This window comes from Klebsiella sp. KP20-425-1, from assembly GCF_025813515.1.
GTDB classification, from domain to species: Bacteria; Pseudomonadota; Gammaproteobacteria; order Enterobacterales; family Enterobacteriaceae; genus Klebsiella; species Klebsiella pneumoniae.
Genome location: NZ_CP109614.1, coordinates 1,755,762 through 1,768,376 on the forward strand (window position 1 = coordinate 1,755,762; position 12,615 = coordinate 1,768,376).

Annotated in this window: 11 protein-coding genes; 10 read left to right on the forward strand and 1 reads right to left on the reverse strand. The window is 47.9% G+C overall.

What is annotated here, in order from left to right; translation table 11 throughout:
* The first annotated feature begins 19 nt into the window (after positions 1–19).
* From OHJ17_RS08515 to ugd, 10 genes are all read left to right on the forward strand, one after another.
* On the forward strand, positions 20–1,300 hold the full coding sequence (locus tag OHJ17_RS08515; protein WP_023317063.1) for an oligosaccharide flippase family protein: 1,281 nt from the start codon (positions 20–22) through the stop codon (positions 1,298–1,300).
* Entirely contained in the window at positions 1,300–2,235 is a 936-nt protein-coding gene (locus OHJ17_RS08520) for a glycosyltransferase family 2 protein (RefSeq protein ID WP_023317062.1), read from the forward strand. Before OHJ17_RS08515 ends, OHJ17_RS08520 begins: the two co-directional genes overlap by 1 nt.
* A gap of 161 nt (positions 2,236–2,396) precedes the next feature.
* Positions 2,397–3,803, forward strand: a complete 1,407-nt coding sequence (gene gndA, locus OHJ17_RS08525; protein WP_023317061.1) for an NADP-dependent phosphogluconate dehydrogenase — start codon at positions 2,397–2,399, stop codon at positions 3,801–3,803.
* Positions 3,804–4,024: 221 nt separating this feature from the next.
* Positions 4,025–5,440: a mannose-1-phosphate guanylyltransferase/mannose-6-phosphate isomerase gene (locus OHJ17_RS08530; RefSeq protein ID WP_023317060.1), complete on the forward strand. Its 1,416-nt coding sequence runs from the start codon at positions 4,025–4,027 to the stop codon at positions 5,438–5,440.
* Positions 5,441–5,463: 23 nt separating this feature from the next.
* A complete protein-coding gene (gene rfbK, locus OHJ17_RS08535; protein ID WP_023317059.1) occupies positions 5,464–6,834 on the forward strand; it encodes an O9 family phosphomannomutase RfbK in 1,371 nt (456 codons plus the stop codon).
* A gap of 155 nt (positions 6,835–6,989) precedes the next feature.
* Entirely contained in the window at positions 6,990–8,054 is a 1,065-nt protein-coding gene (rfbB, locus tag OHJ17_RS08540) for a dTDP-glucose 4,6-dehydratase (RefSeq protein WP_023317058.1), read from the forward strand.
* 25 nt (positions 8,055–8,079) lie between these two features.
* Positions 8,080–8,949, forward strand: coding sequence for a glucose-1-phosphate thymidylyltransferase RfbA (gene rfbA / locus OHJ17_RS08545; protein WP_023317057.1), 870 nt, complete (start codon positions 8,080–8,082; stop codon positions 8,947–8,949).
* Positions 8,950–8,980: 31 nt separating this feature from the next.
* A complete protein-coding gene (gene rfbD, locus OHJ17_RS08550) occupies positions 8,981–9,871 on the forward strand; it encodes a dTDP-4-dehydrorhamnose reductase (protein ID WP_023317056.1) in 891 nt (296 codons plus the stop codon).
* 14 nt (positions 9,872–9,885) lie between these two features.
* Positions 9,886–10,440 (forward strand): dTDP-4-dehydrorhamnose 3,5-epimerase, encoded by a 555-nt coding sequence (gene rfbC, locus OHJ17_RS08555; protein ID WP_023317055.1) that lies wholly within the window; start codon positions 9,886–9,888, stop codon positions 10,438–10,440.
* Positions 10,441–10,636: 196 nt separating this feature from the next.
* Positions 10,637–11,803: a UDP-glucose 6-dehydrogenase gene (gene ugd / locus OHJ17_RS08560; protein WP_023317054.1), complete on the forward strand. Its 1,167-nt coding sequence runs from the start codon at positions 10,637–10,639 to the stop codon at positions 11,801–11,803.
* A gap of 424 nt (positions 11,804–12,227) precedes the next feature.
* Here ugd and OHJ17_RS08565 read toward each other — a convergent pair whose 3' ends face one another.
* Positions 12,228–12,350, reverse strand: coding sequence for a small membrane protein (locus OHJ17_RS08565; RefSeq protein WP_004144151.1), 123 nt, complete (start codon positions 12,348–12,350; stop codon positions 12,228–12,230).
* Positions 12,351–12,615: the final 265 nt, after the last annotated feature.

A 12,615-nucleotide genomic window follows, 5' to 3' on the forward strand; every position in this document is an offset into this window, starting at 1 on the left:
ATGATGTCAGGATATTAGGATGAATAAAAAAGCGCTGTCTAATTCAATATGGATGATGTCAGAAAAAATAATCTCAATTTTCGGATTAATCTTTGTTACTTCGTATGTTGCTAAATATGTTGGCCCGTCTATCTATGGCGAAATAATGTATGCAACTACTATTTTTCAAATTGCTCAAGTTGCATCGCAACTCGGTAGCGATGTCGTTATTTTTAAGCGTATAAGCAAAAATCACATCTCCGGTATAAAGTTAATTAATGCGACGTTACCTATTCGAGTGATAATCTATTTGATTATTGCTGTTCCTACATTGCTAATGATGGATTTGAATAATTTTGGTCGTGGTTTTTATTTCTCGATAGCTTGTTTTATTGCAGGTTTTTTCTCTTCATTAGATATCTTTTCAACTTATTTTAATGCTTTGCTTAAAGCTAAAATAAATACTTATGTTAATATTGTTTCGATTTCTATTGCTCTTCTTGTTAGATGGTTGATATCATTTTTCAAGTTAGATCCAGTACTTCTCTCATTTCCTATTGTGTTAAGCTCATTTTTGCCTTTTATTTTTAGATGCTATATTTATAGACATAATTTTAATATTAGGTCATCACTTTCAAGTCATAAAAAGAAGTATACAGTTTATTTGTTAAAAGTTGGCTCAACGTTCGTAGTAGCTACTATTGCGGTATCTATATATTTAAGATTATCATTCATCTCTATAAATTATTTTTATGGAAAGGAGATGTTAGGTGTTTTTTCTGTAGCAAATAATCTTGGAACGGCATGGATTTTTATATGTACTTCTTTCATAAACTCATATATGCCTGCAATATTTAAAGAAACTAATGACACAGAAGTGATAACTAAGGTGGTGAAATTAAAATATATCATTGTCTTTATATCATTACTTATTATTTCTTTTGTCGCTATAATTGGTCATTGGTTTATTGACGTCTTTTATGGTAAGCATTTTATAGATGCTTACATTCCCATGCTAATAATCTGTTTTGCTACTATGATATCGTCTTTGTCAACGATAACATCGAGGTATATTGCTCGCTACTCTGGTTATTTATATTTATCAAAAAAATCTTTTGCATTGTTGTTTATTAGTGCCATTTTAAATTTTTGTTTGGTGAAATATAATGGCGTGAATGGTGCTGCAATAGCAATCGTTATAACAGAGATCATATCGCTTACTATTAGCAACTATTTTTTCAATAAAGGAATGGTATTGAAATTGCACAAAAGTATTTTTATGATGCCATTTTTAATACTGTTTAAAACTAAGGGAAAATAATGGAAGATATTACAGTTTCTGCCGTTATCCCGACAATCGGTCGGGACAGTGTATTTAAAACTATTGAGTCAGTACTCAAACAAGAGATTCCGGTTAATGAGATTGTTCTTTGCTATGATGGTGATGATTTTGACGTTTTCGAAAGAAAAGTAAGTGAGCGTCTCCCCGGGCGAGAAAACATTAAAATAATAAATTGTGGTCCATTCAATGGAGGGAATAATGCAAGGCAAACTGGAATTGAAAATTCAAATTCATCATACATTGCTTTATTGGATGACGATGATGAGTGGTTATCTCATCACACTCAGGAATTTATCCATGCAATAAAAGATAAAATCACATTTGCAGATTTTATCTTTTACTCATCTGGTGTTTTTTTGATCGAAGATGGTCTTAAGATAGGTGAGCGACCGGGTAGGATGAAAATAAACAATGAATCATTTTCGGAATACATATTTGTTAAAAAATCATTTAATTGGGAAAGCGGTTTTATCCAGTCGTCTATAATGATATTTTCAAGAGCATTGGCTGAAGCTATACCGTTTGATAAATCATTGCGTTTTCATCAAGATATAGACTGGATACTTAAGGTGCAAAGATCTGGTCTGGATTATTTATATATACAAAATCCAATGAAAACTGTTTTATATTATTCCACTGCAGATAGTGTATCCAAAAAAATAACTGCAGATGATTCCTTCTCTTGGGCTTTAAGGTCTTTTGACCCTATGGATAAACGGCCTCTGGGTGATTTCTTGCTTACGCAAACATTCAGATTCGCTAAAAGCAACGGCGGATATATAAAGTCATGGGAGGTTTTTTTTAACGGTATCAAGTGGGGGCAGCCTTCTATATATTCAATCACCTTGGCTTTGTCAGCTTTATTATTGCCAAAGAGTGTGAAAAGTGTATTAAAGAAAATTTTGAAAAGATAATGCCTTAATATGATTTATTCTTGAACATACTATAAATTTACTTACTTGTGCACATTAGTGCGCTTTTTTAGATGTTATTTTTCAGTTAGTGTATGTTAAAGTATGTGGCAGTTCATCGTCTGCGAACTTGTCGCAGTGACCACACCTGACAGGAGTATGTAATGTCCAAGCAACAGATCGGGGTTGTCGGTATGGCAGTGATGGGGCGTAACCTTGCGCTCAACATCGAAAGCCGTGGTTATACCGTCTCCGTTTTCAACCGCTCCCGTGAAAAGACCGAAGAAGTGATTGCCGAGAATCCCGGTAAGAAGCTAGTCCCACACTATACCTTGCAGGAGTTCGTTGAATCGCTCGAAACTCCGCGCCGTATCCTGTTAATGGTGAAGGCGGGCGCAGGCACTGATAGTGCCATCGATTCGCTGAAGCCTTACCTTGATAAAGGCGACATCATCATTGATGGCGGCAACACCTTCTTCCAGGACACCATCCGTCGTAACCGTGAACTGTCTGCCGAAGGTTTTAACTTTATCGGTACCGGTGTTTCTGGTGGCGAAGAGGGGGCTCTGAAAGGTCCTTCGATCATGCCTGGCGGTCAGAAAGAAGCTTATGAACTGGTTGCTCCGATCCTGAAGCAAATCGCAGCTGTCGCAGAAGACGGTGAGCCGTGCGTAACCTATATTGGTGCGGATGGTGCGGGTCATTATGTCAAAATGGTGCATAACGGTATTGAATACGGTGATATGCAGCTGATTGCTGAAGCCTATGCGTTACTGAAAGGTGGCCTGGCGCTTTCTAATGAAGAGCTGGCGCAAACCTTTACCGAATGGAATGAAGGTGAACTGAGCAGCTATCTGATTGACATCACCAAAGATATCTTCACCAAAAAAGATGAAGAGGGTAAATACCTCGTCGATGTCATTCTTGATGAAGCAGCTAATAAAGGCACCGGTAAGTGGACCAGCCAGAGCTCATTGGATCTCGGCGAGCCACTGTCCCTGATCACCGAGTCGGTGTTTGCTCGCTATATCTCTTCTCTTAAAGAGCAGCGCGTAGCGGCATCTAAAGTGTTGACTGGCCCGCAGGCCAAACCTGCTGGTGATAAAGCAGAGTTTATCGAAAAAGTACGCCGCGCACTGTACCTCGGTAAAATCGTTTCTTATGCACAAGGCTTCTCCCAGTTGCGTGCTGCTTCTGACGAGCATCACTGGGATCTGAACTACGGTGAGATCGCGAAGATTTTCCGTGCAGGCTGCATTATTCGCGCACAGTTCCTGCAGAAGATCACCGATGCTTATGCGCAAAATGCGGGCATTGCTAACCTGCTGTTGGCACCCTACTTCAAACAGATTGCTGATGACTATCAGCAAGCGTTGCGTGATGTGGTGGCCTATGCTGTTCAGAATGGTATTCCGGTGCCGACGTTCTCTGCAGCCATTGCCTACTACGATAGCTACCGTTCCGCGGTTCTGCCGGCGAACCTGATCCAGGCGCAGCGTGACTATTTCGGCGCGCATACCTATAAACGTACTGATAAAGACGGTGTATTCCATACTGAGTGGATGGAATAAATTTTTGACCAGTCAGGCCATCTGGCCTGACTGTTGTTAACGTTGTATTTTATTTTATAAACTGACCAAAAATTTTCCTTTCTGAAAATTCTTCTAATACTTAATTTTTATTTTTTAAGAATTTATCATATTTATTATCATGTACTCCTATATTAGTCTGCTTCTGGCCCCAGTAATTTACTGGGTGTTAAATAACAGGGTTTTAATTAAAGGATATTAATATGTTGCTTCCTGTAATCATGGCTGGCGGTACTGGCAGCCGTCTCTGGCCGATGTCTCGCGAGCTTTACCCGAAACAGTTCCTCCGGCTGTACGGGCAAAACTCCATGCTGCAGGAAACCATCTCGCGCCTTTCCGGTCTGGATACCCATGAACCCATGGTTATCTGCAATGAAGAGCACCGTTTCCTGGTGGCCGAACAGTTAAGGCAACTCAATAAGCTGTCGAAAAATATTATCCTTGAGCCTGTGGGCCGCAACACAGCGCCTGCTATCGCCCTCGCGGCGTTGCAGGCAACGTTGAACGGCGACGACCCGCTGATGCTGGTTCTGGCCGCAGACCACATTATCAACAATCGGCAGGTCTTCCACGATGCTATCCGCGTGGCGGAGCAGTATGCTGATGAAGGGCATCTGGTCACCTTCGGGATTGTGCCGAACGCCCCGGAAACCGGCTACGGCTATATCCAGCGCGGCGTGGCGCTCACCGACAGCGCACACACCCCTTACCAGGTGGCCCGCTTCGTTGAGAAGCCGGACCGGGAGCGCGCCGAGGCCTACCTCGCCTCCGGAGAATACTACTGGAACAGCGGCATGTTTATGTTCCGGGCGACAAAATACCTCGCCGAACTGGCCAAATTCCGCCCGGATATCCTTGAAGCTTGCCAGGCGGCGGTCAACGCCGCCGATAACGGCAGCGATTTTATCAGCATTCCGCATGACATTTTCTGCGAGTGCCCCGATGAGTCCGTCGACTATGCGGTGATGGAAAAAACCGCCGATGCGGTGGTGGTTGGCCTCGATGCCGACTGGAGCGATGTCGGCTCCTGGTCCGCCCTGTGGGACGTCAGCCCGAAAGATGAGCTGGGTAATGTTCTGACCGGCGATGCCTGGGTACACAACAGTCAGAATTGCTACATCAACAGCGATGAAAAGCTGGTGGCGGCCATCGGCGTTGAGGATCTGGTGATTGTCAGCACCAAGGATGCGGTTCTGGTGATGAATAAAAACCGCGCCCAGGACGTAAAAAAGGTCGTGGAGTACCTGAAAAATAACCAGCGCAGCGAATATAAACGTCACCGCGAAATTTACCGTCCGTGGGGACGCTGCGACGTGGTGGTGCAGACTCCGCGTTTTAATGTGAACCGCATCACCGTCAAGCCGGGTGGTGCGTTCTCCATGCAGATGCACCACCACCGCGCCGAGCACTGGGTGATCCTCGCGGGCACAGGACAGATAACGGTCAACGGCAAGCAGTTTCTGTTGACTGAGAATCAGTCAACCTTTATTCCCATTGGTGCCGAACACTGCCTCGAGAACCCGGGACGTATCCCGCTGGAGGTGCTGGAGATCCAGTCCGGCTCCTATCTGGGTGAAGACGACATTATCCGTATTAAAGACCAGTATGGTCGTTGCTAACTTTTGCAGGACATTGATTCAGAATGACACAGTTAACCTGTTTTAAAGCCTACGATATTCGCGGTGAACTGGGCGAAGAATTAAACGAAGATATCGCCTACCGCATCGGACGCGCCTATGGTGAGTTCCTAAAGCCAAAAACGATAGTGGTGGGTGGCGATGTCCGCCTGACCAGCGAGTCCCTGAAGCTGGCGCTGGCCAATGGCCTGATGGACGCGGGCACGGATGTGCTGGATATCGGCCTGAGCGGCACCGAAGAGATTTACTTTGCCACCTTCCACCTGGGTGTGGATGGGGGAATTGAAGTGACGGCCAGCCACAACCCGATGAACTACAACGGCATGAAGCTGGTGCGCGAGAACGCGAAACCCATCAGTGGTGACACCGGCCTGCGCGACATCCAGCGTCTGGCGGAAGCGAACCAGTTCCCGGCGGTAGACCCGGCGCGAAGCGGCAGCCTGCGCCAGATTTCGCTGCTGAAGGAGTACGTCGACCACCTGATGGGGTACGTAGACCTGGCGAACTTCACACGCCCGCTGAAGCTGGTGGTGAACTCTGGCAATGGTGCAGCCGGTCATGTGATCGATGAATTGGAAAAACGTTTTGTTGCCGCCGGTGTGCCGGTGACCTTTATTAAGGTGCATCACCAGGCGGATGGCAACTTCCCTAACGGTATTCCAAACCCGCTGCTGCCGGAGTGCCGTCAGGACACCGCTGACGCGGTGCGCAAGCACGGTGCGGATATGGGGATTGCCTTTGACGGTGACTTCGACCGCTGCTTTATGTTCGATAACGATGCTGAATTTATCGAAGGCTATTATATTGTTGGCCTGCTGGCGGAAGCGTTCCTGCAGAAGCAGCCGGGGGCGAAAATCATTCACGACCCGCGTTTGACGTGGAACACGGTGGACATCGTAACCCGCAGCGGCGGTCAGCCGGTGATGTCGAAGACCGGGCATGCATTCATCAAGGAACGGATGCGCCAGGAAGATGCCATCTACGGCGGTGAAATGAGTGCGCACCATTATTTCCGTGATTTTGCCTACTGCGACAGTGGAATGATCCCGTGGCTGCTGGTAGCGGAGCTGCTGTGCCTGAAGAACAGCTCGCTAAAATCGCTGGTGGCAGACCGCCAGGCGGCGTTCCCGGCTTCAGGGGAGATTAACCGCAAGCTGGAGAATGCGGCAGCGGCGATTGCCCGCATCCGTGAACGTTATGAACCTGATGCGACCAGTGTGGACACCACCGACGGTATCAGTATTGAATACCCGGAGTGGCGCTTTAATCTGCGCAGTTCGAATACCGAGCCGGTCGTGCGTTTGAATGTTGAATCTAAATCAAATACCGAATTAATGAAAATGATGACGTTGGAGTTACTGACGTATTTGGTTTAAATTAAATGGTAGTCAACTTACCTTAAAAGAAATTTCATTAGTACTATTCCGATTTTGAGAATTGATTTTATTTTTAATATTTACAATCTAAGATTTTATCAAATATTGTAAGTGTTAAGTAATTAAATGACTTTACTATCAGAAAGAGATAAAATATGAAGATCCTTGTCACCGGCGGTGCAGGTTTTATTGGTTCTGCAGTTGTTCGTCATATCATTGAAAATACCTCCGACGATGTACGCGTAATAGATTGCCTGACCTACGCTGGCAACCTTGAATCCCTGGCACCGGTGGCCGGCAATGAACGCTACTCGTTTTCTCAGACCGATATCACCGATGCTGCTGCTGTGGCAGCCCAGTTCAGCGATTTTCGCCCGGATATCGTCATGCACCTCGCCGCAGAAAGTCATGTGGACCGCTCCATTGATGGCCCGGCTGCCTTTATTCAGACCAACCTGATCGGCACCTTTACTCTGCTGGAGGCGGCACGTCACTACTGGTCTGCTCTCGATACGGCGCACAAGCAAGCTTTCCGCTTCCACCATATCTCCACCGATGAAGTCTACGGCGACCTGCACGGTACCGATGACCTGTTCACCGAAGAGACGCCGTACGCGCCAAGCAGCCCGTACTCCGCCTCTAAAGCGGGCAGCGACCATCTGGTTCGCGCCTGGAACCGTACCTATGGCCTGCCGGTGGTGGTGACCAACTGCTCCAACAACTACGGCCCGTATCACTTCCCGGAAAAACTCATTCCGCTGACTATCCTCAATGCCCTCGCCGGGAAACCGCTGCCGGTCTACGGCAACGGCGAACAGATCCGCGACTGGCTGTATGTCGAAGATCACGCCCGCGCGCTCTATAAAGTGGCGACCGAAGGTCAGAGCGGTGAGACCTACAATATCGGTGGCCACAACGAGCGCAAAAATATTGATGTCGTGCGCACCATCTGCGCCATTCTCGATAAAGTGGTTAAACAGAAGCCGGGCAATATCAGCCAGTTTGCCGACCTGATTACCTTTGTGAAAGACCGTCCGGGCCATGACCTGCGTTATGCCATTGATGCGGCGAAAATTCAGCGCGACCTGGGCTGGGTGCCGGAAGAGACATTTGAAAGCGGAATAGAAAAAACGGTCCACTGGTACCTGAACAACCAGACCTGGTGGCAGCGCGTGCTGGATGGCTCCTATGCTGGCGAGCGTCTTGGCCTGAATAACTGATATCGGACTGATAAAGGAAAACATTATGAAAGGTATTGTACTGGCCGGCGGCTCCGGCACGCGTTTATATCCGATAACCCAGGGCGTCTCCAAGCAGCTGCTGCCGATCTATGACAAACCGATGATTTTTTACCCGGTTTCTGTCCTCATGCTGGCGGGCATTCGCGATATCCTGATCATCTCCACCCCGGACGATATGCCATCCTTTCAGCGTCTGCTGGGGGATGGCTCTCAGTTTGGGGTGAACTTCAGCTACGCGATCCAACCCTCGCCGGACGGTCTGGCGCAGGCCTTTATTATTGGCGAGAAGTTTATCGGCAACGATGCCTGTGCATTAGTCCTGGGCGATAACATCTACTTTGGCCAGAGCTTTGGCCGCAAACTGGATGCAGCGGCCAGCAAAACATCAGGTGCGACGGTATTCGGCTACCAGGTGCTCGATCCGGAACGTTTTGGTGTGGTGGAGTTTGATGAGAACTTTAAGGCGCTGTCGATTGAAGAGAAGCCGCTGAAGCCGAAATCCGACTGGGCGGTGACCGGGCTCTATTTCTACGACAACAATGTTGTGGACATGGCGAAAGAGGTGAAGCCGTCTGAGCGTGGGGAGCTGGAAATCACCACCCTGAACCAGATGTATCTGGAGCGCGGTGACCTGCAGGTGGAATTGCTGGGGCGTGGTTTTGCCTGGCTGGATACGGGAACTCACGACAGCCTGATGGAAGCTTCCCAGTTTATCCATACCATCGAGAAGCGTCAGGGGATGAAAGTCGCCTGTCTGGAAGAAATTGCGTACCGCAAGCAGTGGCTGAGTGCGGAAGGGGTGGCGGCACAGGCCGAACGCCTGAAGAAAACCGAGTACGGTGCTTATCTGAAGCGCCTGCTGAACGAGCGTTAATAGCTTCGCCGTCAACGACAGGATATAAAGCATGAAGATTTTACTGATTGGCAAGAATGGTCAGGTGGGCTGGGAATTACAGCGCTCGCTGTCCACGCTCGGTGAGGTGGTCGCCGTTGATTATTTTGATAAAGAATTATGCGGTGATTTAACGGATCTGGAAGGCATTGCACAAACTGTTCGTCAGGTAAAACCTGACGTTATTGTTAATGCGGCGGCCCACACCGCGGTAGATAAAGCAGAAAGTGAGCGTGAACTCTCCGACCTGCTGAACGACAAGGGCGTGGCGGTGCTGGCCGCAGAGTCAGCGAAGCTCGGTGCGCTGATGGTGCACTACTCCACGGACTATGTGTTTGACGGTCAGGGAAGCCACTATCGCCTGGAAGATGAAGCGACCGGTCCGCTGAACGTCTACGGCGAAACCAAGCGTGCCGGGGAATTAGCGCTGGCGCAGGGCAACCCGCGGCACCTGATTTTTCGTACCAGCTGGGTGTATGCCACCCGTGGGGCCAACTTCGCTAAAACGATGCTGCGTCTGGCCGGTGAGAAAGAGTCGCTGTCGATTATTAATGACCAGCACGGAGCGCCAACCGGTGCCGAGCTGCTGGCGGACTGCACGGCAATCGCCATTCGTGAAGAGCAGCGCAATCGCGCGGTAGCCGGAACCTATCATCTGGTGGCCAGCGGGGAAACCAGCTGGGCGGAGTACGCGGAATTTGTGTTTGAGGTGGCGCGGTCGCAGGGGGCAGCGCTGGCGATTAACGCGGTGAGCGGTATCCCGACCACGGCTTATCCAACGCCGGCGAAACGTCCGCTGAACTCGCGGCTGTCGAATGAGAAATTCCAGCGGGTATTTGGCGTGACATTACCGGACTGGCGTCAGGGTGTGGCACGGGTGGTAACAGAAGTTCTGGGCAAGTAAACGGGTAGCGAAAGATGAACATTATTAAAACAGATATTCCAGAGGTGCTGATTTTTGAACCTCGCGTGTTTGGTGATGCGCGGGGCTTCTTCTTTGAGAGCTTCAGCAGCAAAGTCTTTGATGAAGCGGTAGGGCGGAAAGTGGCGTTTGTCCAGGATAACCACTCTCAGTCGCAGAAGGGTGTGCTGCGCGGATTGCACTACCAGCTTGACCCGCATGCTCAGGGGAAACTGGTTCGCTGCATTGAAGGCGAAGTGTTTGATGTGGCGGTGGATATCCGTCGTTCGTCGCCGACCTTTGGCAAATGGGTGGGGGCGGTGCTGAGCGCAGAGAATAAACGTCAGTTGTGGATCCCGGAAGGGTTCGCCCACGGATTTATGGCGCTGAGCGAGACGGTGCAGTTTGTCTACAAGGCGACGAACTACTATGCGCCGCAGTCTGAGCGCAGCATCATCTGGAACGATCCGCAGATTAATATCCAGTGGCCGGAGATTGCAGACTGTACGCTCTCTTTATCTGATAAGGATTTGCAGGCTCATACTTTAGAGACTGCAGAAGTATATAAATAATTATTTAGTATGGCTTCGTTTACTGTATAGGTGCTCTGTGGGCTTATACAGTATTTCAGAAACCAATTAAGGTTTTGTTGTATTCCATTTCGTCTCTTGCTTGACTTACATTGTTCCTGAGAGTAGAAACATTAACAGTTTTGCTTAATTTGCGGCCATCCGCCGCCTTCCAGTTAACTGATTAAAGTGTGATCAAATGAAAATTACTATTTCCGGTACCGGTTATGTTGGTTTATCGAATGGCATCCTGATTGCGCAAAACCACGAAGTGGTGGCGCTGGATATCATTCAATCCAAAGTCGATATGATTAACCAAAAGATTTCTCCGATTGTCGATAAGGAGATCCAGGAATATCTGGCGGAAAAGCCGTTGAATTTTCGCGCGACAACTGACAAGCATGATGCTTATCGTAATGCCGATTATGTCATTATCGCTACGCCGACAGATTACGATCCGAAAACCAACTACTTCAATACCTCGACCGTTGAAGCCGTTATTCGTGATGTCACTGAAATTAACCCTGACGCGGTAATGATCATTAAATCAACGATCCCCGTTGGTTTTACCCGCGATATCAAAGAACGTTTAGGGATTGATAATGTTATTTTCTCTCCTGAGTTCCTGCGTGAAGGCCGTGCGCTGTACGACAACCTGCACCCATCGCGCATTGTCATCGGTGAGCGCTCTGCGCGTGCCGAACGTTTTGCTGATCTGCTGAAAGAAGGCGCGATCAAGCAGGATATCCCAACCCTGTTTACCGACTCTACCGAAGCGGAAGCGATCAAACTGTTCGCTAACACCTATCTGGCGCTGCGCGTTGCCTATTTCAACGAGCTCGACAGCTATGCTGAAAGCCAGGGGCTGAACAGCAAGCAGATTATCGAAGGGGTATGCCTGGATCCGCGTATCGGCAACCATTATAACAACCCGTCCTTTGGCTACGGCGGCTACTGCCTGCCGAAAGATACCAAGCAGCTGCTGGCGAACTACGAATCGGTCCCGAACAATATCATCGCGGCTATCGTCGATGCCAACCGTACCCGTAAAGACTTTATCGCGGATTCTATTCTCGCTCGTAAGCCGAAAGTGGTGGGTGTGTATCGCCTGATCATGAAGAGTGGTTCGGACAACTTCCGCGCCTCTTCTATTCAGGGCATTATGAAGCGCATCAAGGCGAAAGGTATTCCGGTTATTATCTATGAACCGGTGATGCAGGAAGATGAGTTCTTCAATTCCCGCGTCGTGCGCGACCTGAATGCCTTCAAACAAGAGGCGGATGTGATCATCTCTAACCGTATGGCGGAAGAGCTGGCGGATGTGGCGGACAAGGTTTACACCCGCGATCTGTTTGGTAACGATTAATTCTGCCTGTCTGACACTGGCGGTTCCCTGCCGCCAGTGTTCTTCTTTCTCTCCCCCGTTATATCCCTCACTACGCGTATTTCTCGCACATTCAGATTAACCTCAATAAATTGTGATGGACATTACGATCCTGCTCAAAAGCCGTTGCGGGTTGAAAACAGGTCCGATAAGTTAAACTTACCTTGTGAAGAGCTACCGTCACTGTGATGTAGATGCCGGAGATAAGCGCCGGGAGGTAAAACAAAGCCTGCAACGCAGGCTTTTGTTATTTATGTCCTATGAAAAAACGCGGGACAGGGCGCGAGTAGCGTTATTTTTTCTTGCCTTAAGGCCATGCCAAAACGCAGAATGAATAGTCATTCTGTCATATCATTTTTTTTATCTCTTAATATTATCTTAATCTAATTGCAATATGGAGCAGGCCTTACCACTTGCGTTTATTAAACGTCAGTTTCGTTTTCTTTCTGTCTTTTAAATAAGAAATTAAGAAATAAACGGAAACAGCGAGTAGTATGGCAGCGACCACTAAGAAAAATAGGTTTTCCATAATATCTACCACAGGGCGTATGTTGATTGAATTATTAGTTTGATAAGCAATACACCAGTTTTGTGCTGTTGCATGGCTTGCTCTAACATATCCTGGATTTAGGAAAATTCCTACAGGGAGTAATATTTTTTATCAATCAGCATATAATGCTGTTTCCGCTAACCAAATTGGTCTGGATACCAGAAAAGTTTCAGTGCCTGGCGCGCGGATAGTTGCTTTTCTGAAAAAGGCTGGATGAAACTGGTTTCAGGCGGGCGAGTAAAAA